The 26,969-nt window shown below is 69.7% G+C and carries 21 protein-coding genes and 3 pseudogenes; 11 read left to right on the forward strand and 13 right to left on the reverse strand.

The genetic code is table 11. The features are described from left to right. Positions 1-21 precede the first annotated feature (21 nt). From OOK07_RS00230 to OOK07_RS00260, 7 genes are all read right to left on the reverse strand, one after another. Positions 22-384 (reverse strand): hypothetical protein, encoded by a 363-nt coding sequence (locus tag OOK07_RS00230; protein WP_266794581.1) that lies wholly within the window; start codon positions 382-384, stop codon positions 22-24. 124 nt (positions 385-508) lie between these two features. Continuing rightward, positions 509-1,264, reverse strand: a complete 756-nt coding sequence (locus OOK07_RS00235) for a MerR family transcriptional regulator (RefSeq protein WP_266794582.1) — start codon at positions 1,262-1,264, stop codon at positions 509-511. 607 nt (positions 1,265-1,871) lie between these two features. Next, positions 1,872-3,326, reverse strand: coding sequence for a condensation domain-containing protein (locus OOK07_RS00240; protein ID WP_266794583.1), 1,455 nt, complete (start codon positions 3,324-3,326; stop codon positions 1,872-1,874). Between the two features lie 83 nt (positions 3,327-3,409). Beyond that, positions 3,410-4,804: an MFS transporter gene (locus OOK07_RS00245; protein WP_266675704.1), complete on the reverse strand. Its 1,395-nt coding sequence runs from the start codon at positions 4,802-4,804 to the stop codon at positions 3,410-3,412. Beyond that, complete coding sequence (locus OOK07_RS00250; protein ID WP_266794584.1) at positions 4,801-5,745, reverse strand: sulfotransferase family protein; 945 nt, start codon at positions 5,743-5,745, stop codon at positions 4,801-4,803. Before OOK07_RS00250 ends, OOK07_RS00245 begins: the two co-directional genes overlap by 4 nt. A gap of 52 nt (positions 5,746-5,797) precedes the next feature. Further along, positions 5,798-7,105 carry an aminotransferase class III-fold pyridoxal phosphate-dependent enzyme gene (locus tag OOK07_RS00255; RefSeq protein ID WP_266794585.1) on the reverse strand — a complete coding sequence of 436 codons (1,308 nt, stop codon included), beginning with the start codon at positions 7,103-7,105 and terminating at the stop codon, positions 5,798-5,800. 130 nt (positions 7,106-7,235) lie between these two features. Beyond that, complete coding sequence (locus OOK07_RS00260) at positions 7,236-8,801, reverse strand: GMC family oxidoreductase (RefSeq protein ID WP_266675710.1); 1,566 nt, start codon at positions 8,799-8,801, stop codon at positions 7,236-7,238. A gap of 523 nt (positions 8,802-9,324) precedes the next feature. On the opposite strand from OOK07_RS00260, the gene OOK07_RS00265 reads away from it, so the two are divergent. After that, positions 9,325-10,746 carry a condensation domain-containing protein gene (locus OOK07_RS00265; protein WP_266801849.1) on the forward strand — a complete coding sequence of 474 codons (1,422 nt, stop codon included), beginning with the start codon at positions 9,325-9,327 and terminating at the stop codon, positions 10,744-10,746. Between the two features lie 272 nt (positions 10,747-11,018). Here the strand turns inward: OOK07_RS00265 and OOK07_RS00270 are convergent, their stop codons facing one another. The 3 genes and pseudogenes from OOK07_RS00270 to OOK07_RS00280 form a co-directional block, all read right to left on the reverse strand. Further along, entirely contained in the window at positions 11,019-11,582 is a 564-nt protein-coding gene (locus OOK07_RS00270) for a cysteine hydrolase family protein (protein ID WP_266794586.1), read from the reverse strand. Positions 11,583-11,730: 148 nt separating this feature from the next. Continuing rightward, a complete protein-coding gene (locus OOK07_RS00275) occupies positions 11,731-12,399 on the reverse strand; it encodes a VOC family protein (protein ID WP_266794587.1) in 669 nt (222 codons plus the stop codon). Next, positions 12,399-12,497 (reverse strand): annotated as a pseudogene (locus tag OOK07_RS00280) (AraC family transcriptional regulator); the annotation flags it as partial. The pseudogene OOK07_RS00280 and the gene OOK07_RS00275, both read right to left, overlap by 1 nt. 47 nt (positions 12,498-12,544) lie before the next feature. Between OOK07_RS00280 and OOK07_RS00285 the strand changes: the two are divergent. Next, positions 12,545-12,673, forward strand: a pseudogene (locus OOK07_RS00285) (IS5/IS1182 family transposase); the annotation flags it as partial. 27 nt (positions 12,674-12,700) lie between these two features. Here the strand turns inward: OOK07_RS00285 and OOK07_RS00290 are convergent. Continuing rightward, positions 12,701-14,323, reverse strand: a complete 1,623-nt coding sequence (locus tag OOK07_RS00290) for a glycoside hydrolase family 32 protein (RefSeq protein WP_266794588.1) — start codon at positions 14,321-14,323, stop codon at positions 12,701-12,703. A gap of 226 nt (positions 14,324-14,549) precedes the next feature. Between OOK07_RS00290 and OOK07_RS00295 the strand changes: the two genes are divergently transcribed. Genes OOK07_RS00295 through OOK07_RS00310 form a run of 4 tightly spaced genes read left to right on the forward strand, consistent with a single transcriptional unit; the run spans position 14,550 to position 19,165 of the window. Then, positions 14,550-15,968, forward strand: coding sequence for an extracellular solute-binding protein (locus tag OOK07_RS00295; protein ID WP_266794589.1), 1,419 nt, complete (start codon positions 14,550-14,552; stop codon positions 15,966-15,968). After that, on the forward strand, positions 15,965-16,915 hold the full coding sequence (locus OOK07_RS00300) for a carbohydrate ABC transporter permease (protein WP_266675720.1): 951 nt from the start codon (positions 15,965-15,967) through the stop codon (positions 16,913-16,915). Before OOK07_RS00295 ends, OOK07_RS00300 begins: the two co-directional genes overlap by 4 nt. A 13-nt stretch (positions 16,916-16,928) precedes the next feature. Further along, a complete protein-coding gene (locus OOK07_RS00305) occupies positions 16,929-17,783 on the forward strand; it encodes a carbohydrate ABC transporter permease (protein ID WP_266794590.1) in 855 nt (284 codons plus the stop codon). Then, positions 17,780-19,165 (forward strand): glycoside hydrolase family 32 protein, encoded by a 1,386-nt coding sequence (locus OOK07_RS00310; RefSeq protein WP_266675724.1) that lies wholly within the window; start codon positions 17,780-17,782, stop codon positions 19,163-19,165. Before OOK07_RS00305 ends, OOK07_RS00310 begins: the two co-directional genes overlap by 4 nt. On the opposite strand, the gene OOK07_RS00315 is transcribed toward OOK07_RS00310, so the two are convergent. Together OOK07_RS00315 and OOK07_RS00320 are read right to left on the reverse strand one after the other, a co-directional pair. Next, entirely contained in the window at positions 19,128-20,192 is a 1,065-nt protein-coding gene (locus OOK07_RS00315) for a LacI family DNA-binding transcriptional regulator (protein WP_266675726.1), read from the reverse strand. The two genes, OOK07_RS00310 and OOK07_RS00315, sit on opposite strands and share 38 nt — an antisense overlap. 1,416 nt (positions 20,193-21,608) lie before the next feature. Further along, positions 21,609-21,896, reverse strand: a pseudogene (locus OOK07_RS00320) (transposase); the annotation flags it as partial. A 97-nt stretch (positions 21,897-21,993) separates the two neighbouring features. On the opposite strand from OOK07_RS00320, the gene OOK07_RS00325 reads away from it, so the two are divergent. From OOK07_RS00325 to OOK07_RS00345, 5 genes are all read left to right on the forward strand, one after another. Beyond that, the gene (locus OOK07_RS00325; protein WP_266675734.1) at positions 21,994-22,200 is read left to right on the forward strand and encodes a hypothetical protein; all 207 of its coding nucleotides are present in this window, start codon (positions 21,994-21,996) and stop codon (positions 22,198-22,200) included. Between the two features lie 98 nt (positions 22,201-22,298). Next, positions 22,299-22,580 carry a hypothetical protein gene (locus OOK07_RS00330; RefSeq protein WP_266794591.1) on the forward strand — a complete coding sequence of 94 codons (282 nt, stop codon included), beginning with the start codon at positions 22,299-22,301 and terminating at the stop codon, positions 22,578-22,580. Positions 22,581-23,278: 698 nt separating this feature from the next. Then, the gene (locus OOK07_RS00335; protein WP_266794592.1) at positions 23,279-24,475 is read left to right on the forward strand and encodes a hypothetical protein; all 1,197 of its coding nucleotides are present in this window, start codon (positions 23,279-23,281) and stop codon (positions 24,473-24,475) included. Then, a complete protein-coding gene (locus OOK07_RS00340; RefSeq protein ID WP_266794593.1) occupies positions 24,472-26,070 on the forward strand; it encodes a vWA domain-containing protein in 1,599 nt (532 codons plus the stop codon). Before OOK07_RS00335 ends, OOK07_RS00340 begins: the two co-directional genes overlap by 4 nt. After that, on the forward strand, positions 26,057-26,830 hold the full coding sequence (locus OOK07_RS00345; protein WP_266794594.1) for a hypothetical protein: 774 nt from the start codon (positions 26,057-26,059) through the stop codon (positions 26,828-26,830). Before OOK07_RS00340 ends, OOK07_RS00345 begins: the two co-directional genes overlap by 14 nt. Positions 26,831-26,969 lie beyond the last annotated feature (139 nt).

The following is a 26,969-nucleotide window of genomic DNA, read 5'->3' on the forward strand; positions in this document are numbered from 1 at the left end:
TGCGCGTGCCGTCGGCTGAGGTCAGCCCCGTTGGAGGCGGTCGGTGTCGGGGACCGCGAGGATGATGACCTCGCCGAAGGACGCGCCCTGGTAGCCGTAGTCGGTGTTGCGTACCCGCAGCCGGCGCGGGGTGGCCTCGATGATCTGGACCGTGACGGGTTCTGCGCGGTCGGGCACGGTCAGGAGCCATGGCTCGGCCAGGCAGCTGAGGCCGGTGGACTGAAGGACGTGCCGGGCCTGGTCCTGGTCGGTCGGTGCGGCAAGGGGGTAGCCGAAGACGGTGACCGGGATGAACTGAACGGGTGTGCCGTTGACCGGGCACAGGTAGCCGAGGAGCTCGTTGTCCTGGGGGCGGTGGTGACGGATCCAGTTGGTGGGGATCACGGCGGGTTCCTGTTCGGTGCGCGATTCGGGGCGTGCCGCATCGGGAGGCTGCGGCCGGGCCGCACCGTCCAGGAAGGTCCAGGGGTGCGCCGGGAGTCTGCAGCCTCCCGGCGACGCGCGGGGGTCAGCTCAGGCGGGCATCGGCGTAGGCGGCCATCGCGTCGCGCTGGTATTCGGCCAGGCCGTCAGCGACCTGGTCGTAAACCGACCGCCACTGCGGGTCGGTGACATAGGCCTGGCCCAGGGCCTTAAACGCGGCCCCGTTCGGGGTCCACATCCGGCTCAGGCTCTGGTACTGCGTGTCCACCTCGGCCTGCACCGCCGGGTCGGCCACCGGCGTGCCGGCCGCCATGAGCGCGGCCAATCGCACCAGCAGCGCGGTAGCCTCCTGCTGCAGCCGCTCGTGGTCCTGCGCGGTGAGTGTGTCGGCGAACTGCTGGGACTGCTCGGCCTCCTGCGGCCACTGCTTGCTCGCCGGGTCCTGGTAGCGCGAGGTGTCGAACCCCTCGAACAGGTTCTCGTGCTCCATCGTCGACATGTCGTGGTCCTTCCTGTCCTGCAACGCGGCGATGGTGCGGCTGACGGTGCGGGCCAGCGTGTCCAGGCGGTCCCGCTCGGCCACAAGCCGCCGGTGGTGCACCCGAAGCGCCTCCACCTGATCGACCTGCTCGGCCAGTACCACCCCGATCTCGACCAGCCCGAGGCCCAGCTCCCGCATCACGAGGATCTGCTGCAGCCGCAGCAACTCCCTCTCCTCGTAGTAGCGGTAGCCGTTGCTCCCGACCCATGCCGGAGGCAGCAGGCCTACCTCGTCGTAATGGCGCAGCGTCCGCGATGTCACACCCGACATCCGGGCCACCTCTGCGGTCGACCAGGCCATCACCGTCTCCCATCCCGACCGTACTGTCCGGCCACACACGACTGTAGAAGTTGACGCAACGGCAAGGTCAACCACACGCGGGGCACCAGGCCGATGTCACCCTCCGTAGCAACGATCAGAACTCAACCACGCCCCGTTGCAGGAAACTCACCGCAGTACGTGATCCCAGGCAGCACCTACTGCCGGTCTGTCTAACTCGATGACGGTGATCTTGCCGTCGGATTCATCGATGACCGGCCCCGCCCGAGGACGAGTTCCATCTGCCGCTCGGATACCTCCTGCCACCGATGAGCCCGAGCGCGTACACGCCGCAGGACGGGTCTATGCCCGGCTTGCTACCCAACTGCGCCTTGGCGCTGGGCGGATGACGCTGCTGCGCAGGGTCATGGCGTTACAGGACCCGCAGTTCACCACGCCGCGGGTGCTCGGGGCGGACGATTTCGCCACCCGGCGCGGCCTCCTGGACTCTTGTCCGATCGGTCACTCGGCGTAGTGCCGTCCCGGTCTCCTTCTGTACAGCGGCCGGGTGTGGGTGAGGAGACCGGTTCGAGTGACTTGGAGTAGCCGGTATGCCGTGGTGGACCGTTCGATGGGCGCGGGCCGTGGATCAAGCGTGGTCGAGTCGGTGAGACATGGGGCGAGCGGGGGCAGGGGTGAGTGGCCAGCGGCCGGTGGCGGTGACGGCAGACAGGGCGTTCTGTGCGCGGGCCACGTAGCGAGGTACGGCGACACCTGCGGGGCCGGTGGCGGGGTGGCGGTAACTGACCGAGAGGCCGTCGTACGTGCGCGTGATCCAGAAGCACACCTCGTCCGGATCGTTGGTGCGCCCGCGGAGGGTGACGAGTCGCCAGGTGTTCCACTGCCGGGCGCCGGGGGTACGGCGAAGGTCCATGTACGACACCATGAAAGGGTCTCGGAGGGGCCTGCCCAGGAGTTGCTCGGCTCGGGGGACGGGGATGCGGGCCAGGTCTCTTACTCCGTGCAGGCCGGTGACCGCCGAGCGCACTGCCTCGGCGAAGGAGTCCGTCGCTCGCAAGGGAAAGGCGATCGGAGCCATGCCCACATACCAGCCGACGGACTGCCACCAGCCGTCCGTCCTGGTGTGGAAGGGGGCCATGGTGCGGAAGGTGTCCGAGCCGGTGATCTCGTTCCCCACCTTGGCCAGGCAGGCGAGCAAGCCGGTGAAGCTGTCGCCCCCGGCTGCGCGGCAGACCCGGTCGAAGGCGTGTGCCGCGGACGCGTCGAGGAGCTGGGTGTATCCGCCCGGCTGGGTGCCAGGGCTGCCGCTCGTCTCGCCGACCGGTACGGGGAACTCCGGCAGTCTGTCTCCGGCCTCGGTGAGGAATCGCTGCCACCGGACGATTGCCGGGTGCTCGGTCGTGAACGCGTCGGCGGCGGCTCGCTCGTCCTGCGCGAAGTCCAGGTAGCTGGCGGTGGGCGGAAGGGGAGGCGGTGCGGGGGTGGCAGGGGTGGCGAGGGCTGCGGCATACAGCGTGTGGATCTCGTGGGCGACCAGGAAGACGGAGTAGCCGTCCATCAAGGAGTGGTCGGCGGCCAGACAGACGGTGCTCGCCTCTGGGCGGCTGATGGTGGCACACACGTATCCGGGCCAGCCGAGGGGACCGGCTTCGCGGTCGAACAGCTCCTCCACAGACCGCGCCAGCTGCCGGATGTCGGCGTGGTCTCCTGCTTCGGTGCGGTGGATGCGCACGGCTCCGGTCGGCAGCGTCCTGCGGTGCAAACGGCCGACCGGTGCGGTGCTCGGGGCGAAAGCGAGGCGGCTGCGCAGGGTCTCGTGCCGGTCCGTCCACCCGCGTAGGGCGGTGGCGAAGGCATCCTCGTCGAGTACGCCGGGCAGGTCGAAGGTGACGCCCAGCCAGGACGGCTGCAGGGGGCCCTCACCCGCCGAGTCCAGCGCGTGGGTGATGTGCGCTTCCTGGACGTGGGACGCCGGTCGTGGGTCGGCCGTCCACAGACCGGAGGACAGGGGCGGGGCATCGGCCCGCCAGATGGCCAGGCGTCCCGGGCGCGGGCTGAGCGCGGTGATGTCGATGAACTTCACGTGGTGTCCTGCCTTGTGTGCGAGGAGGGGGAAGCGGCGGTGAGGACGCGAGGTGCCGGTCCGGCGGGGTCGTGGCCGTGATGTCAGGACGGGCGCTTGTCCGGTTCGCCACGAGGCCGGTGCGCGGCTTCGTCGGGCGTGGTGGGGTGGGCCGTCCCGGACCCGGGTTCCGAGTGCATCTCGGCGAGTTGCGGCGTTCGTACGGCCCACAACGGCGACTTCACGATCCACGCCGTGGCCGCCACGATCAGGGCACCGCTGCCGAGCAGAGTCGTGCGCGTACCGAACCAGGCACCGCAGGCGCCGCCCAGCAGGGCGCCCATCGGGGCAAGGCTCCAGACGACGGTTCGGATGCTCGCGTTCACGCGGCCGTGCAGCGCGGGCGGGGTCAGGGCGTAGCGGATCGGTACCTGGTGGACGTTGTAGACCTGTTGCCCGGTCCACAGCAGGAACTGCGAGAGGCCCACCGCCGGCCACACCAGCCAGCCCGACACCTGGAACATCGGAGTGAGCATCGCGCCGACGGCGCTGGCCAGGAGGGACGCGACCAGAACGCGGCCCAGGCCCAGGGCTCGCGCGGCCGGACCGGCGAGCAGTGTGCCGACGACGCACCCCACCGCGGCGATGCCCGTGACCGTGCCGGTCGCGGCGGCGCTCAGGTGCAGACGCTCGGTCAGATGGAGCAGGAAGACGGCGGAGTAGGCGTTGTAGCAGAAGATGAGCGTGCCGGTGGCGAGGGTGACCGCGCGCAGCCGGGACGTGCGCAGTACGAAGAGGGCGCCCTCGGCCGCCTCCGATATCACGCTGCGGATCATGCCGTGCGCCGGCCCGAGGGTCCGGGAGCCCGCGGGGGCCGCGGTCGTCGGGGCGCCCGGCACTCGCTCCATCGTCACGTACGGCAGCAGCGCGACCGCCACCAGGAACGACGCCGTGTCCGCGAGGATCGCGCTCGGTGCGGAGAAACCGGCGATCAGCCATCCCGCGAGCGGCGGTCCGAGAGCCAGGGCTGCCGACTGCCCCAGCTCCAGCCTGGTCTGTGCCTGTACCAGTTGAGACTGCGGCACGACGGTGGGCACGCACGCCAGGAAGGCCACGTCGGCGAGCACGGTGGCCGCGCCCACCAGGGTGGCGACCGTGTACAGATGGGACAGGCCGATGTGTCCGGTCAGGGCGGCCAGCGGAACGGTGGCCAGGGCGAGCGCCATGACCGTGTTCGCCGTGATCAGCAGGATCCGGTGCGGAAGCCGGTCGACGAGCACCCCGGCGAGCGGACCCAGCAGCAGGTAGGGGGCGCGCCCGCAGGCGAGTAGGACCCCGGTCTCGAACGGCCCCGCGTCGAGCAGCTGGATCGCGGTCAGGGGCAGGGCGAGCAGCGTCACCTGGGAGCCTACGAGGGAGACCGTCTGCGCTGTCAGAAGGATGTGGAAGCCGCGGGGCAGGCGGCGTCGGGCTGCTGCCTGCCCTGTCTCCTGCGTCACCCCGCGCTCCCGGGATCCGGCATCGACAGGCCGTAGCCCAGGCGTCGCAGTTCACTGCCGGCGATCCGCTCGAACTCCTTGATCTCCGCGGGAGTGAGGTCCTTGAGGTACCGCCCGTTGCGTCCGGTGTACAGCGGTCTGCCCGCGGCTTCCGCGGCCGGGTGTCCCCAGGGCCTCTCGAACAGCGCGTGCTCGTGCTCCGCGTGCCGCAGCACGGCTTCGTCCCACGGCAGGCCGAGGTGGTCCAGCATCCGCTCGGCGGTCTCGCGGGGGCGGGTCACGAGATCCTCGTACCGCACCTCCAGATAGCGGCCCTCGGGCGCAGCCGCTCGCGGCCGGGTGACGACCTCCAGCCAGCCGTGGGCCGCCTCGGCGACGGTCCGGTAGCCCCAGTCGGGGACGGTCTTGAGGTGTGAGGCAGCCAGGTCGCGGCCGTCGCGAATGATGTGGATGAAGTGGGCCTGGGGCCAGACCGAGGCATACGTGCCGATGTCCTGGATCTTCCGCTGGAGTTTCAGGCCCCACCGGGCGGCGCCTGTTCGGCGCCGCCGGAGTGCGCCGATGGCGTCGATCAGCCGACACCGGTCCTCCGGGGAGGACAGGTGGGTGCCACGTTCGGCCATCAGGCCGGTCACCAGGTTGCGTATGTCGTCTCGGGCGAGACCGGAACGCTCGCACTGCACGACGAAGTGCATGCCGTCGTACCACTCGGGGTCGATGGTGTCCTTGGTCGTTCCGGCGACCCGTGGGTCGCCGCGGTCCATCAGCTCGCACACGGCAAGGATGTGCGGGCCGAGGTCAATGGGGTCGGTGAAGTCGATCTCCGGTCCGACGACCAGACTCGGGTGCGAGTCAAGCAGGACGCTGAGGACGGTGGTGCCGGAGCGGTTCTCGCCGCCGAGCAGGACCGGGCTGGAGGACAGGGCGGGGGAAACGGGCATGACTCTCCTGCGGGAAGCGGGAAGTTGGAAGCGGGCTGGCCGACGGCCGTGTTCAGACACGTCCGGCGCGCCTGAACCACGTCTCCACGGTGCCCGGGGTGGCCACGAACCGCTCCCGGGCGAACTCGGTCGCCGCCGCGAGGAGTTCGCCGTCACGGTCTGCTTGTGTGTCGCCGGTGCCGGTCTCCGCGAGTGCCGCGGCCAGCGCGGCGTCGGCCGCCGTCACCGCCGCGTCCACATCCGCGTCCGCCGTGGCGGCCGACGGCATGAACCGGCCGCCGTACTGCATCAGGAAACCGCGGCTCCACATCTGCTGGAAGAACGCCTGCCCCAGCTCCGCATCCGCGAAGACGACGTCGAACATGGTGGGGTGGGCGAAGGCCCAGGCCGCCGTGGAGTGGTGGGCGAACACCGAGTTGAGCCCGTGGATCAGCTGTGCGCCGACCTCGCGCATCCGGGCGAGCGCGGTGCCGTCCGTCAGGGCGTCCAGAGTGGCGAGGGCCGCCGCGAAAGGGGTGACCTCACGCTGATAGGTGTTGCCGAGATAGGTGTCCTCGACCGCGTCCATCACCGCGGCCCGGCCGGCAACCGCGGACAGGGCGGTGCCGTTGGCAAGGCCCTTGCTCAGGGTGATGAGGTCGGGCGTGAGGCCGGCGGCCGTGTGGTAGCCGCCGGTGGCATACCGCAAGCCGGTCATCACCTCGTCCACGATCAGCAGCGCGCCATGGCGGCGCACGGTGTCCTGGAGAGCGCGCGCGTACTCCTGCGGGAAGAAGTTGACCTCCGGAGTGACGATCACCGCGGCGACCGGGCCGTGCACGGTGGCCAGTGCGTCGAGCAGGTCGAGGTCGTAGCGGAAGTCCAGGCTGTGCGGGTCCCGGTCCGGCGGGCCCATGGGAGCCCGGTCCTGCAGATGCCAGTCGTGCCAGCCGTGATAGCCACTCGTCAGGACGGTGCGCGCGCCGGAGTGCACGCGTGCCAGGCGTACGGCGGCGGTGGTGGCGCACGATCCCGTGCGGAAGAAGAAGGAACGTTCTGCCACGGGGAACAGCGCAGCCAGTCGCTCCGCGAGTTCGACCCGCAGCGCGGAGAGCGGTCCGGGCAGGATGCCGCCGCTGCGGGAGAGCTCGGTCACGACACGTTCCAGGACGGGGCGGTGACCTGCGCCCAGGGGGGCGGCGCCGCTGCACGAGGTGAAGTCGACGTAGCGGTTACCCGCCACGTCCCACACCTCGGCGCCCGATGCACGGTCGAGGACCAGGGGGAACCGTCGGTCGAGGTCCCATTTCTCCGAAGCGGTGAAACGACGGGCCCGGTCGAGGGCGTCGGCGTGGCCGGAGACGAGCGTACGCGTGGACATGAGGGTGCTCCAGAGGAGGGAGGGGTGGGGAGGGGTGGGGACGGAAAGGCCAGGGGCAGGTCGCCCGGCAAAAGCCCGACAGCACGCCGGCGCGAGGCGGACGGCTGGGCCGTGAGACGGGAGGGCTGTGTCAGCCGGTGCAGGCCGGGCCCGGCAGTGCGTGGCCGCCCGCGCCCGACTCGGCGACGATCCGGCGCGCGATGCGCAGCGCGTTGGCCTGGATGGTCAGTGTCGGGTTGACCCCGCCGGAGTACGGGAAATAGCTGCCGTCCACGACGTAGACGTTGTCAAGATCGTGGACTCGGCCCCAGAGGTCGACCACTGATTCCGCGGGATCGACGCCGGCCCGGCAGCCGCCGTGCAGATGCCTGCTGCCCAACTGGTAGTGGGAGTCCTCGTAGGCGACATCGTCGACGCCTGCCTTGGCCAGCAACTCCGACGCACGCCGCGAGAGATACCCCAGCCGCCGTTTGTCCAGGGGGTGTGTCGCGTACTCCAGCACGATCCTGGGCAGGTTCAGCGGGCCGCGCTCCCGTGACAGCCGTACACGGTTGTCACGCATCGGCTGGTCGGCCGCCAGGAAGTGGATCCGCAACCGGATACGGCCGTCCCGCACCGCCCGGTCCTCGTCGCTCGCCTCGTACAGCAGGCCACCGAGTCCGGAGGGGGCGTCGGCGTCGAGGTAGTGGTCGCTGAGCGCCACGGTGCAAAACGGCCCGTCCTGGTCCCGGGCCGGACGGTCCGGGAAGCGGACGTCCACCGGTGCGGTTCCCGAGACGTAGCCGCTGATCTTGAAGGACAGGCCCCGGCCGACCATCCCGGTGCTGTTGCCGAGGCCGGCCGGGGCACCGGGCTGGGCCGAGCGCAGCAGGAGTGCGGCGGACTGGACGGCGTTGGCGCCGAGAACGACTCGGCGGGCGCGGGTCAGGTGTCGGGTGCGGGTGCGCAAGTCCAGCCACTCGACCGAGTCGGCGTGGTGCCGGTCGCGCAGCGCGATCCGCAGGGCCTTCGCGCCGTGCTCGACCCGCAGGGGGCCGGCCGGCGGGGGGTTGCCCAACAGCAGGGCCACGGCGTCCGCACGGGCGCCGGTGGGACAGACGTGTTCGTTGCAGGGGCCGCATCGTACGCAGGCCGGTCGTCCCGCGTACGGGACCGAGTTGATGGCCAGCGGAGCCGGAAAGGGCCGTAGCCCGATACGCCGGGCGGCGTCGGCGATCAGCCGTCCCTGCGCGCTGAAGGGGTGAGCGGGCATCACGGCCGGCTGCCCCGGGGGTTCGAGCGGGTCGGCGCCGGTGGCCCGGGCCACTCCGATACGCGTTTCGACGAGGTCGTAATAGGGCCGCAGGTCGTCATAGCCGATCGGCCATGCCGGGTCGAGGGCGTCGGCGGCGACATGGGCCCGCGCGTCGAAGTCGACGGCCCGTAATCGGAAGGAGATTCCCGCGTACAGGGCCGTGCCGCCACCGAGCGCGGACGCGCTCCAGGGTCGGCCCAGAGGGAGCAATGTGCCGCTGGGAGTGGGCACGAGCGCGCTTTCCCACGCACTCTCGGCGCTCCGCAAGGATTCGCCGGGGTCGAGCGTCCTTCCTTCCTCCAGCACGAGCACACTGAGCCCGCTGGACGCTATTTCCTGGGCAACGATGGAACCGCTCGCGCCGCTGCCGACAACACACACGTCGAAAGTCTCGGATGCCATATATCCGCCGTAGATCCGTACCAAAGCTCTGATGGGCAGCATGCATTTTCCGGGTGTCAGATTTCGGCCATCAGGTTTTACTGAGCCACCTTCGATCACCACCGAGCAAGCTACAGGCGAGACCAGTCAATCTTCAAGTACTCCTTGGTGAAGCGGCAGCAAAGAGGCAGTGGGGATGAATATCGGCCACCCGCCTCGACATCTGCGCATCAAATATGAGCAGGTCAGGGGCCCTGTGTGAATGAGTGAACGATTCAATCGGCCATACGGGACAGCCGGCAGGGATGATTACAAGCCAGTTGCCCAGACGGGTTCCGGGCTTGCCGGTTGGTGAATACCGTATGGATACTCAATCGCGATTTTCTTGCCCCTATAGGTGCCAGCCTTCTAGAGTCTTCCGTCTGACGGAAGGCTACTCGATTTCTCCAAGTGGCAGCCTTCCGTGCCAAAGCCGTTTCGAGGTATCGACCGACTGTCCGGTCGGGTTACACGACTCGAAAGGATCTGTGAAAGTTCCGTGAAAATGATTCCGCTGGCCGAGTACGCGCCGGCTCCGGGTGAACTGATCGAATTCCAGGCCGTGGCCACGGCTCCCGCCCCTGCGACTGCAGCCGTGCCGCATCCGGCGCCGCCCAGTCACCTTCAGGAATCCCATCTGCGCCAGCGTCTGGCCCACTCCGGCGAACTGCCGGAAACCTGGCTCGGTCTCTTCTTCGACCTGCCCGGACGGCTGGACACGAAGGCGATGGCCGCGGCACTGGCCGCCTGGGTTCGCCGACACCCCACGCTCCTCACCTGGTTCGCCCTCGACAGGGACCTGGTGCGCCGCCATGCTCTGTCGCCCGAGGCCGTCTCCTTCGCCCCGATGTCACTCGGCACCCATGACACAGCGGAAGAGATCCGGAATCACCTCAGGACACGATTCGCCCGCGGGACCGACCCTGCGGCCTGGCCGCCACTGGTCGTCTGTGCCATACCTCGACAGACGCAGTCCACGATCGTCCTGGCGGTAGACCACGCGCACACCGACGGGTTGTCCATCTTGCTCGCCTTCAGTGAACTGCGCGCCTGCTACGCCGCCGCCCTGAGCGGATCCGACGCACGCCTTCCGGATGCCGGCTCCCACGTCGAGTTCAGTCTGCTCGAGCGTCAATGCTCCGCCCGGCTCGACGCCTCCGCAGGGGAGGTCGCACAGTGGCGCGACTTCCTGGAGTCCGGTCCCTTCACCGGCGCCTTTCCGCTGGGCATCGCGCCGGACACCGCGTATCCGGCCGCGGCGGTCACCGTGGACCTCTTCGACGCCTCCGCGGCGGTGTCCTTCGCCCGCGCCTGCAGAACACAGGGGGCGGACTTCCTCGCCGGGACCCTGGCCGCGTTCGCCTCGGCCGGCCGTGCCCTCGGTGGCCCGGACACCTGTCGGGCGCTGATGCTCGTGCACACCCGCGACGAACGGCGCTGGCGGTACGCCCAGGGCTGGTTCGTCAACACCGTGCCGATGGAGTTCTCCGCGACGGGGACCTTCCCCGAGGTCCTCGCCGCGGCCCGGGGCGGTGTGGAGCGGGCGCGTCGGACCAGCGGCGTCACTCCGGCCAGACTGACCGAGCTGCTGCCCGAACTCAGCGGGCCCCTGGCGCACGCCGCGCGCACCCTTCCCCTGGTGTCGTACCTGGACTTACGGTCCGTCAGAGGAGCGGTCGACTGGGCCGACCACAACGTCAACTCCCTCGTCGCGATGGGCAGGACCTCGGTCCCACGCCTCTGGGTGAATCGGCTGCGAGACCAGACGTACCTGCGGATCGCCCACCCCGACACGAGCACCGCACGAGAGAGCGTGCTGCGCTTCGCGGCCCTCGTGAGTGACTTCATGGGCGAGGTCGCCCACTCCGGTGAAACCGGTGGTGCACCCACTCCCGCCGTCACCGCAACCGTGCGCAAACGTCAATGACACGGGCCGCTGTACTGCGCCTGTTGGGGTTCCAGCACTTCGTTACGGACCTGACGGAAGTGCTTTCCGAGCGCCATGTTCTGCATCAGGGTCCGGCCTCGGCGGTCGGTGCCGGGCGGCGGGATCCTCCCCCGCCGCATGTCTTCGTGTGGAACGGCGGCCCCGACCGGTAACCCGCATTGCCGCAGGCGAGATGACGGGCCTCAAGGAGTCCACAGAGCGCCTGATCCACAGGAACTGACAATTACTCAGCTTCTGCGGACGGCCTCCCGCTATTGCGGTGCGATGGCTTTCAGCCAGTCCTCGACGGCGAGGACGTCTGCCCACTGCGGGAACAGCTTCTCGGTGAGCATCCGGTGCACCTCGGGGTCGGTGTCGAGGCAGGCATCCGCCAGGACGGTGAGGCCGAAGTCCAGGTCGATGGCGTGCCACAGGGTGGACAGCACCACAGCGCTGGTGGCGATGCCGGTGAGAACAAGACTGTCGATGTCGCGAGCCCTGAGTACCAAGTCGAGGTCGCTGCCCGAGAACGCGCTCCCCCGCCTCTTGGTAACCACCACGTCGCCCTGCTGGGGCGCAACCTCGTGATGGATCTCGGTGCCAGGGGCACCCTGGGTGAACAGGCCGGACCGCACGACGTTTGTCATCACCCGGTTGCGAGGGCTGACTTCCGGATCGCCCGGCCGTAACCCCATCACCACGTAGATCACAGGGATGCCGGCAGCCCGGGCACCGTCGATCGCCCTGCGCAAACGCGGCAGATATCCGGAACCGTCGTCGGCGATGGCCACGACGTCCCGTTGGACGTCCATCACCAGAAGTGCGCTGTTCGCCATGCCGGCCGTCCCTTCTCCGTGGGGAAACGACAGCAAGTCTGGTGGACCGCGCGAGCCGAGTTGGAGGTTTCGGAGATCCTCAGCAGCGTCGCGCCACAGGACGCCCATGACCGGTGTCGGTGCTCATCGGCTTTTTCTTGCTCTGTGATCACCAAGTGCTGCACAAACCGGGCGGCGCGGCGGCTTCCCAGGCGAAGCCGTCCGGGTCGGTGAAGGCGTCGGCGGTGCTGCCCAGGACGATGTGGTGCGAGCCGGTGCCGTCGGCGGGGACGCCGAGGTCCTTGGCCAGCGCGCGGCGCTTGTACAGCGCCAGCTTGACGGGGCTGGACTGACCGGGGGCGAACTCGGCGTACTTGCCGCCGAAGCTCTTGGCCACGGTCAGACCCCGGCCCACGTAGAACTGCTTGGTGGCCTTCACGTCCTCCACACCGAGCAGCAGGACGACCTCGTCGATCTCGCGCGTGGCGGGGCCGGTGTTCTTCTTCGCCGAGGTGGCGATCTTCCAGATCGTCCCGTCCGGGGCCTGGACGACGCCGCCGTAACCCCACAGCGACGTCGCGGCAGGCTTCAGCACCGCGGCACCGGCGTCCACGGCGGCGGCGACGAAGCCGTCGACGGTGGCCGGCCCGGACACCGTGAGGGCCAGGGTGAAGCCGCGAAATCCAGTCGAGTGCGCCTCGGACGCCCGCAGGCGTATGTACGTGTCCACGCCGAAGGCTCCGTAGAAGCGGCGGGCGGCATCGGGGTCGGCCACCTCAAGGGTGACGGACGCGAGGTTCGTGCGGGCTGCGGTGGAAGCGGTGGTTGCCATGTCCATCACGCTAGGGGCTGGGCGGTGGCCGGGGCTTCTCGATTCCTGACCGGTCTCGCCACTTCCTTGGCCACGCACGCGGGCATCCCCTCCCCCGTGATCGCCGAGCCGCGTCACGGGCCGTATCCGCGGCATCGGCAGAGCGGCGGGCGTGCCTCCGACGAAGGTGAGGCGTCACAGGGTGGGGCGCCGGCGGGCCGGCGACCGGGAGGCACTGCCGGCGATCGTGTTCGTGGCGACGTCGGGCTGCACGTGGCCCCAGCTCCCGCCGGTGTTCGGGGCTGCGCACACGCCCCCCTGCCCGGCGTCACACCGTGAACTCGCGTATCACCGTGTTACGGAACACCGCGCTGCCGCCGATCGTGAAAAGTGCGAGCCGGGTATCCAGCAGGTAGGGGAACACCTGGCTGGTGTGCACGTAGCGGCCGTCGTCGACGAACATCTCCACCGACGTGCGGTCCACCAGGATGCGCAGCTTCACTGTGCCGGCGGACGGGTCGAACGGGGTGTGGCTCTCCTGCCACTTCCCGGAGGTGTCGGCGTTCACGGTGTTGCGCCGGTTGAGGAAGGCGTAGTTGTCGTAGATCCCGGCGTCGATGTGCCGGCCGCCGTCCGGAGAGCGCCTCAACTGGAGTCCGGCGCCGGTGAGTTGGGACCAGGTGATCTCGGTGGTCACCTCGTAGGAGATGCCGGTGTAGTCGAGCACCTTCGTGCCGTCCACGCTCACGTCGCCCAGGTTCACGGTGCGGGAGACATGCGAGTCGAGGCCGGCGACGGGCTGGGAGGCGAGGTGGTAGGTGCCCTCGGATGCCTTCTTCAGGGTGACCTCGCGGACGATGGAGTCGGTGCCGTTGAACCCGTCGCAGTCGATGGTGGGGGTGGTGTTGGCGTAGTCCCAGGCGTTCACCCAGCCGATCGCGTACCGGGCAGCCGCGTCCACCGCGCCGCTCGCATCCCGCTTCTCGAAGGTGACGGCGGCGTACCAGTCCCAGCCGTGGTCGAGCCATTGCGGGTCACTCGTGTCAGCGGTGAAGATGCTGCCGTCGAAGGAACCCGTCCAGTAGGCGTACGTGTTGGGCAGCCCCGCGCTCTTGCCGTTGGCGCTCGCGCCGAGCACCCACTTGACGGTGCCGTCCGCGGCGGTGATGCGGAACAGGTCGGGGCACTCCAGGACGCCGATGCCGTCGTGGACGAAACCGTGCACGTAGGTCCAGGACTTGAGGTCGTCGGAGTGGTAGAAGCCGATCTTGTTGTTCTCGGCGAGGGTCATCACCCAGCGGCCCCGGTCCTCGTCGCGGATCACCTTCGGGTCGCGGAAGTCGGCGACGCCCGGGTTGGGCAGGACGGGGTCGGTCCCGTAGTTGCTGAAGGTGAGTCCGCCGTCGGTCGAGTAGTACAGGAACTGCTCCTGATGGTCGGTGCCGCCGCCGGGGGACATGGTGACGAGGACGACGACCGCGCCCGCGCCGAAGCCGGCCGTGTTTCCGGTGTCCACCACCGCCGAGCCCGACCAGAGGTCGCCGCCCGGCGTGGTGTCCTTGGGCACGGCGACCCCGCGGTCGGTGAAGGAGACCAGGTCCTTGGTGGTGGCCAGGCGCCACGCGGTGCCGACGACGCCGGTGAAGTAGTCGGCGTTGTAGAGATAGAAGTAGTGGTACTCGCCGTCGATCCAGACGGGCCGCTGCGGATCGTTCTTCCACTGGTCGGGGACCGTGAAGTGGTACGCGGAGCGGTAACTCGCCCCGCTCGCCGTCGACTTGGCCTTGGCCTCGTTCTTGGCCTTGGCCTCGTTCTTGGTGGTGGCCCCCTTCTTGGTGGTGGCCTTGGGCTTCGGGGCGGCCGTGGCCGTTCCGGTGGGCAGCAGCGCGGTGGCGCCCGCCGCCGATCCCGCGAACAGTGATCTCCTGGAAATCCCAGATGTTCCGGGCATGACACATCGTTCCTCTCGTGGCGGCCTGTGAGGGCCCGTGGCGGCTCGTCACGTCGCGAGTGCGGCTCACAACGCGGAGGGCGTGAAAAGAAAGCGGCTCGTTGTGAACGAGGACTGTAGACCTAACTCGTTAAAGGTCAAGCCTTCCCGACTCTTGACAGGCGCATTGCCCGGTTCCCATCATCTGGGGCATCAACCCTGAACTAACACGAGTTAGGCCCGTTCGATGACTGACTCGAACCTCCCCCGCCGCACACTGCTGCGGTACGGCGCGTACGGCGCGTACGGGGCGGGCGCAGCCGCCCTGGCCGGTACCGCCGCGAGCTGGGACCGGCTCACGGGAGCCGACATCCCCGGCCGCGACGACGGCTCCCTCGTCGTCGCCACCCTCGGCTCCGCCTTCGATCCGGCCACCGTCGACGCTCTTACCAAGGGCTTCCACCGCATTCACCCGGACATCCCGCTGCGGGTGAACGCGGTGCAGGCTGTCGACTGGTCGGACTTCTTCGCCAAGATCCTCACCCAGATCGCCGCGGGCACCGCACCCGACCTGGTCTATGTGGCAACCGAAGGCGTGCAGTTGTTCGCCCAAAAGCTCGGAGTGCCCCTGGACCGCTGGGTGCGCCGGGACAAGGCTCAGCTGCGCGAGTACTTCGCCGACGTCCACCCCTCGCTGGTCGAGTCGATGATGTACGAGGGGAGCCTCTACCAGCTCCCCATGGAGTTCAACGCCGCCGACATGTACCTCAACAAGCAGGTGCTGAAGCGGACGGGTGCGGACTTCCCGCCGGCCGACTGGAGCCGCGACCACTTCACCGCGCTGCTGCGGGAGATGAAGCGGGCCGGCGGCGCGCACTTCACGCCGTACTTCTGGACCAACCGGCTGTGGGGCGGCGTGGTGCCCTGGCTCTTCGCGAACGGCACGAACCTGCTCAAGGAGTCCAAGGCTCCCGGTGGTTCGTGGCTGTGGGACGCCTTCTACGCGGCCGACGACCGGCGGGGACGCGGCGGGGGCTTCCGCTGGACCACCCCGCAGGCCACCGCCGACCGGGTCGAGGAGGCGTACGACTATCTCGCCTCCCTCGTCCAGGACGACCTGTGCTCGCGTCCCGAGGGCGGCAACGGCACCAACCTGGTCGGCGTGTTCTCCACCGGCCGCGTCGGCGTCACCCCGGCGGGCGGCTTCTGGGCGGGCGGGCTGCATCTGGCCGGTATGCGGGCGGACGACTACGACGTGCAGTACTTCCCGCGCTGGCGTACCCAGCGCCACCAGTTCGGCGCGGCGGGCTACGCGCTGCTGCGCACCTCCAAGAAGCAGGAAGCCGCCTGGGAGTTCATCAAATACGCCGCACGCAAGGACACCATGACCCGGCTGTTCCGCGGCAACCAGACCACCCCGGCACGGCGCTCGATGCTGAACACCGCCCGCTACGCCCAGAGCGGCCCCGCGCACTGGCAGGTCTTCTACGACACCCTCGACCGGTTTCCCGACACCGGCCCGATCCCGGCGCCGCCGCAGGTCGCCGAGGTGACCGACGTCCTGCTCAAGTACACCGGCACCGCGCTGGCCTCGCCGCGTGCGGTGGGTCCCGCGCTGCGCCGGATGCAGGGCGACCTGGAGCAGGCCATGGAGCGTGAGGTATGACGAACACCCAGGTACAGGAAGTGAGTTCACCGCCCGTCCGGCCACCCGCCGTCACCGCCCGGTCCTCCGTCCGCGACCGTGGCACCCGGCTGCTGGCCGCGCTGTTCCTGGCGCCCACGGTCGTCGGGATCGTCGTCTTCACGGTCGTACCGATCGCCGGGTCCATCGTGCTGAGCCTGTTCCGCTGGAACGTGATCGACCCGCCCCGCTTCGCCGGCGGCGCCAACTACCGCACCACCTTCACGGATTCGACCGTCCTGGTCTCCTTCCGCAACACCCTCCTCTTCATGGTCCTCGCGGTCGCGCTGCAACTCCTGATCGCGCTGGCGCTGGCGCTCGTGGTGAACGGGCGGATGCCGGTGTGGCTGCGGTCGGTGTTCCGTTCGGCGTTCTTCTTCCCGCTCGTGCTGTCCGCCGCGTCGATCTCGGTGGTGATGAAGTACCTGTTCAACCAGGACTTCGGGGTGGTGAACTGGCTGATCGGCCTGGTCGGCGTCGCGCCCGTGCCCTGGCTGACCTCGGAGCACGCGGCGATGGCCACGGTGATCCTGGTCTACGTCTGGCAGCAGTTCGGCTTCTCGTTCCTGCTGTTCGTCGGCGGACTGAACAACATTCCCAAGGAGATCGACGAGGCCGCGGCCCTCGACGGCGCGACCGGCCTGCGCAAGCACCTGGGCATCACGCTGCCGCTGCTGTCGCCGACGCTGCTCGTCGCGTCGGTGGTCGGCATCATCAACGCCCTGCAGGTCTTCGAGCAGCCGTACGTCCTCACCGACGGCGGTCCTGGGGACGCCACCCGCACCGTGGTGATGGTGATCTACGAGAGGGCCTTCGAGCAGCTCGACTTCGGTGAGGCGTCCGCGGTGGGCGTGCTGCTCTTCGTGCTGATCATGGCGGTCACCGCCGTCCAGTTCCGGCTCAGCCGGCGTTTCGTCCACTACCAGTGAGCCGGTGAGCCGCATGAGCCAAGCAACCCCGACCCTGAGCCGCGCACGGTACTCGCTCGCCCCCTGGGCCCGGATCGCCGGACTGACCGTCTGCGCCCTGGTGACCCTCGGGCCGGTCATCTGGACCGTCGCCACCTCCCTGCGCACCCCGGCCCAGTCCTTCGACCTGCCCCCGCAGATCATCCCGGCCCACCCGACGACCGCCGCCTACCGCGGGGTCTTCCAGCAGATCGACGTATGGCTGCTCGCCCTGAACTCCACACTGGTGACGGCGCTGATCGCCCTCGGCCAGATGATCACTGCCGGCCTTGCCGGATACGCCTTCGCCCGCCTGGAGTTCCGCTTCAAGAAGCCGCTGTTCGGCCTGGTCCTGGCGACCATGATGGTGCCGTTGCAGGTCACCATCGTGCCGGTGTTCCTGGTGCTGAAGTCGATGGGCCTCACCGACACCCTCCTCGGCCTGATCATCCCGGCCTTCCCGACCGCCTTCGGCACCTTCCTGATGCGCCAGTACTTCCTCGGCATGCCGAAGGACCTCGGCGAGGCGGCCATGCTGGACGGCGCGGGGCCCTGGCGGATCTTCCGCTCGGTGTACGCGCCGCTGGCCACACCCGGCCTGGCGATCGTCGGGGTACTGGCCTTCAACTACCACTGGAACGAGTTCTTCCGCCCGCTGATCCTGGAGACCTCCAGCCAGAACTACACGCTTCCGCTGGGCCTGGTCTCCCTGCAGGGCAACCTCGGCACCGGGTCGATCTCGGTGGTCCTGGCCGGGGTCGTTCTGTCGATGCTCCCCGCCGTCGCCGTGTTCCTCGTGGGCCAGCGCCCGTTGCGCGAGGGCATCACCTCAGCAGGAGTCAACCGTTGAGCCACACACCCCGCTTCAGGATCCGTCCGCCCGCCGGCTGGATCAACGACCCCAACGGACCGTTCCGTTGGCGCGACCGCCATCACCTCTTCTACCAGTACAACCCGGGCGCCCCGGTGCACGCCGACATCCACTGGGGCCACGCCTCCAGCCGCGACCTCATCCACTGGGAGTACCACCCGATCGCGCTCACACCGACACCCGGCGGACCGGACGAGGCCGGCTGCTGGTCGGGCTGCGTCGTCGACGACGCCGGCACACCGACCGCCGTGTACACGGGAATCGACCGTGACCACGCCGGTCTCGGCACCATCTGCCTGGCGCGGGCGGCGGACCCGCAAGACGAGCGGCTGACCGAGTGGAAGCCGCAGCCGACGCCGGTGGTGGCAGGGCCGCCGCCAGGACTGGACGTGGTGATGTTCCGCGACCCGTTCGTCTTCCGCCACGCGGACCGGCGCTGGGCCCTCGTCGGGGCCGGGCACGCCGACGGCACGCCGTCGGTCCTGCTCTACGACTGCGACGACCTGACCGACTGGCGGTTCGCCGGTGTGCTGCTGGACGGCAGGGACCCGGTGGCCTCGGGTGCGTTCGGTGACAAGGCGGTGGGCTGGGAGTGCCCCCACCTGTACCGGACAGCCGGCGGCGACCACGTCCTTCTGGTGTCCCTGTGGGACGGAGATCCCTGTTCGACCGCATACCTGACCGGCCGTCTGCAGGTCGATGGCCAGGCAACGCTGAGGTTCGAGGCGCGCACCGGCGCCCGGCTCGACCAGGGGCGGGACTTCTACGCTCCCGCCGTACTCCAGGAGCAGGACCGCGCACTGCTGTGGGGCTGGTCGTGGGAGGCCCGTCCGCACGAGGAGGTGCACCGAGCCGGATGGGCAGGCGTACTCACCGCGCCACGAGTCGTCGACGTGCACCCCGACGGTTCGCTGCGCGTACGCCCAGCCCCGGAACTCGAACTCTTGCGCCCTGCTGAGCCCTTCGTCACCACTCCGGGGGGCCGGACTCCGCTTCCGGAGGCGTACGACCTGACGGTCGTCGCGCACGGACCGACCACGGTGAGCCTGCTCCGGGACGCGTCGGGGCGGGAGTTGACCGTACGGGCGGACCCCGCCAAGGGAACCGTCCTCTTCGATCGCAGCGCCTGGCCCCGGACCGGCAGGGAAGGCTCCGCCCCGATCACCGTGCATGTGCCGAAGGGGCCGGAACTCGCGCTGCGGCTCCTCGTCGACGCCTCACTCCTCGAACTCTTCGTCGCGGAACGGGCGATGGTCACCGAACGCGTCTACCAGCGCCCCGGCGACATCGCCGAGTTGACGGTCGACGGGCCGGGAGCCCAGGTCACCGGGTGGGCGCCGGACCCACGGAGGCTCGGCTGACCACCGGGCAGGCCAGACGCCGGACGGTCGGGGGCGGCGTACGGCCGGTGTCGATGGCGTCCAGGAGCAGCCGGGCCGCCGCCTCGCCCATCGCCCGGTGCGGCAGCGCGACCGAGGTGAGCGGCGGGGTGAGGAACGCCGCCATGTGCTCCTGGTCGTCATAACCGACCACCGACAGCTCGACAGGCACATCGATCCCGAGCCGGGCCGCGGCATGCAGGACACCCGCCGCGACCCGGTCGTTGTAGCACAGGACGCCCGTGGGGCGGCGGCCCGGATCGACACCGTCGAACAGGCGCAGCGCCCCTGCGTAACCCGCGGAGATCTCCCCGCCGCCGCGCACGATCCATTCCTTGGGCACGGTGACGCTCTCGGCGCGCAGCGCGTCCCGGAAGCCGCGGGTACGTTCCACCGAGGCGATGTCGCCCAGGCCGCCGATCACGGCGAGCCGGCGGTGGCCCGCGCCGAGCAGCAGCCGGGCCGCCGTACGGCCGCCGGCGCGCTCGGCGGGGACCACGGCGGGCAGGGAGTCGTCCTCGGGCAGGCAGTTGGCCAGTACGGAGTGAGTGCGGTGCAAGCCCTCGGGGACCCGCACCCGGCGCAGCGACATGGCCGCGTAGATGATGCCGTCCACCCGCCGGTCGAGCAGCTCCGCCACGGCCGCGTCCTCCTTGGCAGGGTCACCGCCGGAGTCGACGGTGAGCACGAGGTGTTCGCTGTCCCAGGCGGTCTCCATGGCGCCGCGCAGCAGCCGACCGGCGAACGGCGAGGACGCGATCTCGTCGGTGACCAGCCCGATCACGGCCGTACGGCGACGGCGCAGACCGCGGGCGACGGGGTCGGGGCGGTAGCCCAGCTGAACGGCGGCCTGCCGGATGCGTTCCTGGGTCGCGGGCGAGAGGTTGCCCTCGGCGCGGCCGTTGAACACGAAGGACACCGCAGTGTGGGACACGCCGGCGAGCCGGGCGACGTCCCTCGACGTCGGGCGCCCGGTGCCCGTGCCCCTGCTCTCCTCGGCACCACCCACGCCGTCCGCCGCCCTCGCCCAGCCCGTTCCTGTCGATCACCGTCCACCCTATCCGCGGCGGGCGCCACGGCATACGGGACGCCAGCATCGCTATCCGCTTCCGTCCGTCCGTCCGCTGATGGTCGCCACGCCATCGGCCACCCAGCAGTGCAGTACCGGGGGATCGGGTCGGTGCGGCCCCAAGGGGGCCAGCCGCCGACCTTCCAGCCGGGTGCGTTGCCCAGATGAATGGAATAGAAGTCGCGCGGATACTCCGCATAGGAGCTGTCCACGTCGACGCCGGCCGCCTGCCACCTGCTCCAGTCCTCCAGCATCCGCTGCAACCCGGGGCTCAGATCCAGGCTGTTGGGGTACTCGGTGATCGCTTCTGGCGCCAGCACGCACGGCTCCGGCACGTAACCCGGATAGTCCGCCTCGTACGGTTCCGGTGGTGTGGCGAGGATGTCGCCGACCTCCGCGGCCGAGCGCCAGAACAGTGCGGTCGACGGCTTGTAATTCGGTTCGTGCTCGTACGGGCACCAGAGGATCTGAAGCAGATCGGCCTGCCCGGGCGGCCGCAACAAGGGGATGTCACGCAGGAACAGCTGAGCCACGGGCAACATCGGGACCGGGCATTCGGCGGGCCGGGGAGGGCTGGCGCCGAGTCGTTCAGCGAGCCACTCGGCATTGCGTTCGCTGAGCGCTTGTTCCTCGGGCGTGAACGCGGGAGGCCGGTCATCAGGGCGCCACCGGGACTGCAAGCGTCTCTGGAGCCGCACTTCGGTCGGTGACCGGCGGAATCCGGTGTCCACGTGCAGGTGCGCGTCTTCGCAGTGCGGCCACGGCTTTCCTGCCGGCCACAGCAACGGCCCGCCGACCGAGCTGTCCCTGACCGAAGGCGACCCCGGACGCGGATGCAGCCGGATGGCAGGCCGCGCCAACGGAGCCAGCTCGGGAAAGACCGCGCCCACCTCGACAGGCCGCGGCGAAGTAGTACGTACGAAAACCATGCCGTTGATCCTGCCACCAGCCACCGACAGTCCCCCGCCGCCTCAACCGGCGTCAGCGCTCAGCTGGCCACAACGCCCTGGCCAGCGCGGCGTGCGGTAGCCCGAGCCGTAGATGGACGAGGGTGGTCAGGAGCCGATCGGTGAAAGCAAGCCACTGCTCGGGTCCGGCGCCGGCGGCCCGTCTGCGGGCGCCGCCACGCCGTTCGTGCAGCGCGCCGACTCGCGGGCGGCCTGCCACCGGGGCGCGAGTTCTTCGAGCAACTCGCCGAAGTGTGCCCGAGAGATTTGGCGGGCCGGACGGGCGGCCGCCTTTCGCGCGTGCCGGCCCGCACAATCTCCCGCTCGACCGCCCTACGCATGCCCATGCACCCGGTGGCACCACCGCTGCGCGTCCCGCGCGTGCTCGGCATCGACGACTTCGCCCTCCCTCCACCACCTTGTCGGTGATCGTGGAGATGGTCTGCTTGGACGCCTCGGCCCATCCACTTCGGCCAGATGTGCGGAGATCTCCTCGCGGGTGAGTCCCTTCGCGGACGGCGTCAGCACCATCTCGTCCACCCCGGTCAGCCGGTACTGCTGCTTCTCGGCGCTGCGGCTCAAAGGTGCCGGCGGTGTCGCGGGGCACCTTCACCCCGAGCGGGCCGACGTCGGTCAGCACGGTCTGGGCGTGGGTGCCGTATCGGCTGTTGCCGTTGTCTTTCCCGGCCGGATCATGCACCGTGTCCGGCGGTCGATGCTCGCGGACGGTCACTGCCGACCCCTCCTCGCCAACCCGGTACCGGGATGGGTACCAAACCGGGTACCGTGGGTGCATGCCAGCACTCAACGTGGAATTCAGCCCGGACGAGATGGCCCGGCTGCGCGAGCGGGCCACCGTCGCCGGCAAGAGCCTGAAGCAGCACGTGCACGACGTCACCGTCGAGGAGGCCGACCGGATCGCCTTCGTCGACGGCGCGATCGCCGAGGCCGAGCGGATCCTGCCCGGCGTCACCGACCGCTTCCCCGCCGGCATGCGGTGAGCCCGGTCATCCGTGTCGACGTCGGCTGGGTTCTGCAAATCCAGTCAGCGCTCGCCCCCCTCAACATCCCCATCACGGATTGGGGTGCCCTGGGTTTCATGGCCGAGCGCCACCGGTTCGAACGCGAACGCGGCACCCTCTACTACGAGCAGGTAACTGCCCGTGCGGCCACCTTCCTGCACACCGCCCTGCTGCTGCGCCCCTTCGCCGACTACAACCTGGTCATCGGCTGGGGCTGCACCCACCAGTACATGGCCGTCTCCGGCCAGCCCGTCCAGGCCAAGGACGAAGACCTCTACACGCTCGCCGGAGCCGTCCGCGCCCAGGAAGCCGGCCTGCGCGACATCGCCCAGCACCTCGAATCCTGGACCACCGGCTGAGTGCGCGGCCCACGAGCACTGATCACGAAGCTGCCGCCGTGAACCGGTGGAGCCGACTGCCACATAGCAGGGCTGCGCGACTCGAGGACCTCCACGAGACCTCGGCCCCCTCCTCGGAGATGTCCGGTGGGACGGGGTTGGCCGGTCGCGGATGTGCACGCGGATCAGGAGGGCGCCCCGGTCGCCGCCTCTGAGGTGTGCGACGCCAAGCCTCCGCGGGCGGAAGGCCTGGCCGAACGTCTCGACGAGATTCAGCCGCAGGTGGATCAGCTCGTCCGCGCCGAGGCAACTGCAATGCCGGGAGCCTCCCCCACTCCCCCACTCCCCCGCTCCCCGGCGCAGGCGCAGGCTCCAAAGGCGGCGGCCGCCGGGTCCGTCTCCTGCGGGGTGTGCTGCGAAGGCAGTATGTCCGACGGAAACAGTGCGTCCTGCGGAGGCGGTGGGCCCAAGGGCGGCAGTCATGGTGCCGCCACCGCAACCCCCCGGGGTGGCGCCTGGCGCCTCCGTCAGCCGGTGAACTCCTGACGCATCTTCACGATCCTTTTCTCGTACGTTTGTTGGGGGTTCGGTCGGGAGTCGTCCTGCGTGCGGACGATCCTTGCCCGATCACGCAGGAGAACCGGGTGGCCACACACAGAGCCGAAGCCGACAGATTCCGTCCGACCGGAGAACCGCGCCTAAAGGTCAACGCTCCCGCGGTGGCGCCGGAGCCGCGTTCCAGGGTGCCCTGGCTGATCCCACGCATCGTCGCCGCGGCCACCGCCCTGTGCACGATCGTCGTACTCGTCCAGGGACACACCACGCTGCCGCTCCGGCGCGTGGTCACCATAGAGGCCAAGATGGCCTCGAAGCAGGACTACTTCGAGGACCCCGTGGTCAAGCGGCTGCTCATCCAGCACGGCATCCGGGTGCACATCACCCGCATGGGATCGCGCGGAATCGCCACCCAGAACTACGACGGCTACGACGCCGTCTTCCCCTCGGGACAGCCCGCCGCCGACCTGATCACCAAAAGGCGGGCGGCCGAGGGCCATCCGGCGACGACGTACCGGCCGTTCGTCAGTCCGATCGTGCTCGGCACGTACCGCGAGTATGCCCGGACGCTCCAGCGCGCCAAGATCGCCGAGCCACTGGGCGCACCCCCCGGGTCCCAGCCGCAGTACTACTCGCTCGACATGGAGAAGTTCCTCGCGGCGACCAACGCGGGCAGGCGCTGGAAGGACCTGGGCATCGAGCACTACGACATAGGCAACGACAACAAGGTGCTCGCCCAGACCTCCGACATCTGCGAGGCCAACTCGGCGGGAACCTACCTGGGGTTGGTGTCCTACGTGTGGAACAAGAACGACATCCCGCAGGACTCGGCCCAGGCGGACAGCTTCGCGCACAGGATCAAGATCCTCCTCAACGACCAGGGGATGCCCTCCGGGGAGAAGAACGAGACATACGTGTCCGCCGAGGGCAAGAGCATCGCCCCGATCACGGTCATCTACGAGCACCAGTTCCTGGCCCACCAGCTGGAGGTCCAGGCCGACACCGGGCACGTCGACGGCGAGCGCGTCCTGCTCTACCCCTCGGCGCGATTCGTCACCGAGCCCCAGTTCATCGCGCTGACCCCGCAGGGCGACAGGCTCGGCGACCTCATCACCAACGATCCCGCTCTGCAAAGGCGGGCCATGGAGCTGGGCTTCCGGGTCCGCGCCGCCGGCAGCGCATCCACCAGCGACGCGCTCGCCGGGCTCCTGCACGACCATCACATCCAGGCGCCGGTCCTCTCGGCCGACGACACCAAGGCGGTGCTGCCCCGGCTCGACCTGCTGGAGCGGATGATCGAGGACGTGGGCGACTGCGCGCCCACCCAGCAGCCGGCGGCGGCCGGCGAGGAGGCCCCGTGACCGTACGCAGATCCGTCACGCTGGCGCTGTGCCTCGTCCTCGTCGCCGCCCTCTCCACCCTGGCCTCCTGCTCCGGCGGCGGAAACGGACCGGCCACGACCCTGCACGTCCTCGCCAGCGACGAACTCGCCGACATGGAACCGCTGTTGGGGCAGCTGCGCGAGGACACCGGGGTCCGTCTGGAGATGGACTACAAGGCGACCAACGACGCCAGCGACACCCTCCTCACCGGCCGCCACTCCTATGACCTGGCGTGGCTCTCCTCCGACCGCTACATCCGGCTCAGGATCAAGGCGGCCGGCCCGGCAGCCACACCCTCGCCGACCGTGCAGAGCACGTCGATCATGCGCTCACCGGTCGTCGTAGGACTGACCCCGGACGTCGCCCGGCAGCTGCGGAAGAAGGTTCCCGGCAAGCGGCTGTCCTGGGCGGACATCGCCGACGCCGCCGCCACCGGCACCGTGCGCTTCGGGATGGCCGACCCCCGGCACTCCAACAGCGGCCTGGCCGCGCTCGTGGGCGTCGCGACCGCCGCGGCCGACACCGGCAGCGCGCTGCGGCCCGAGGACGTCAGCTGCGACCGGCTGCGCGGCTTCCGCTCCGGCCAGACCCTCACCGCAGAGCGATCCGGGGCCCTGCTCGACGCCTTCGCCGAGCACCCGGGCCGTACGAACACGCTGATCACGTACGAGTCCGAGCTGCTGCGTCTGAACGCCTCCGGGAAGCTCAAGCAGCCCCTGGAGATCGTGCGTCCCGCCGACGGCATGGTGCTGTCCGACTATCCGCTGCTCCTGCTCGACGCCGGCCGACGCGAGGCCTACGACCGGGTGGTGAAGTGGCTGACCGAGGCCGACCACCAGCGCGAGATCATGCGACGGACGCTGCGCCGCCCGGTCGACACCGCCGTACAGCGCGACAGCCGGCTCAAGGCGCCCCTCGGCAACGCGCTGTACTTCCCCGACGACCTGGCCGTCCTCGACCGGCTCCTCGACGACTACGGCGACCCGAGGCGCCGGATCGGAGACCAGGTGATCTTCCTGCTCGACTCCTCCGGCTCCATGCGCGGACCCCGTACGGCCGCACTGCGCGCCGCGTTCGCCGGGCTGAGCGGGGCGGACTCGTCCGCCGCCGGCAAGTTCGTGCGGTTCTACCAGGGCGAGCGGCTCACCGTGACGCGCTTCGGCGGGCGGCCGCTGGACGAGCACACGGTCACCGTCCGCGGCCCTGCCGACCTCACGGCGCTGGAGAAGTTCGTGGCCCGTGGCGGCGAGGGTGGTTCCACCCCCATCTGGACCGCGCTGGACCACGGCTACGGCATCGCCGAGAAGGCCGTGCGCGACGACCCCGGGCGAGCCGTGTCCATCGTGCTGATGACCGACGGCGAGAACAACGCGGGCATCAACCGCGCCACCTTCGTCAGCCGCTACCGGGCCCGGCCCGCCGACGCCCGCGCGGTGCACACCTATCCCTTGTACTTCGGGGACGCGGACACGGCGGAACTGCACCAGGTCGCCTCGGTGACCGGCGGTCGCATGGTCGACGCCCACGACTCGTCCCTGTCCGCTGCATTCAAGGAGATCCGTGGCTGTTCTTGACGGCACGTGGTGGAGTGCCTGGTGGAGTTCGATGGCGTGGTGGCTGGCGGCGTTCGCCGGCCTGCTCGTGCTGGCCGGGTACGGGGTACGGCGAGTGCTCAGGAGGAGGGAGACCGGGACCGGCCCCAACTACCTCCCTCTCTACCTGGACAACGACGCCGTCATGAACCTCTACGAGATGGGCAACTACAAAGCCGCGATGCGCAGGGAGATCGAGGAGCGGCGCATCCGCAGCGCCGGGTGCCTGGCGGTGATTCCCTTCGTGTCCCTGCTGTTCAAGGTGGCCGGGCGCGCCTCCACCGAGGTGGTGGCCAAGTACGTGGAGGAGAGCAAGCCGATGTCGGTGATCGGCCTGCTCCTGTCGCTCCTGAGGAGCAAGGACGGCATCGTCGAGGTCTTGCTCCAGCCCGAGACCGTCACGCCGAACGCGGCCCTCGTCGCGAGGCTCGGCCGGCGCGCGGCCGGGGAGGGCCCGCCTGGCGAGGTGGCGCTGACCGAGATCGGCGAGTTCGTGATGGTCACGGCCCGGTTCGAGGCCCAGGTCGGCAGCGGGGAGACGTTGGTGATGCGTGCGCCGTACGGGGAGGGCGGAGTATCGTCCGCGCACCTGCGCGTGATCCTGCGCCGCGAAGGACTGCACAGGGCGAACAAGGAATTGCCCACGGGCCAGTTCCAGGCGCACTGCCTGGGCAAGGTGACGAGCTGGGACGCCCGGGCCCACGACGTCGTCCTGGAACATCCCATCGCCATCTTCCTCTGAGCGTCAGCCAGTCGCGTCCTCCAAAAACGAGCAGCAGGTGTGCCACCGGCTTGCTCACCGCCCGCGCCACCGAAGCAGTCCGCAACCCCCATCGCCACCGGCCCCACAGCCCTCCATCTTCATGCCGGCCTCGGCCGCG

Origin of the sequence: Streptomyces sp. NBC_00078, assembly GCF_026343335.1 — a bacterium.
Lineage (GTDB): Bacteria > Actinomycetota > Actinomycetes > Streptomycetales > Streptomycetaceae > Streptomyces.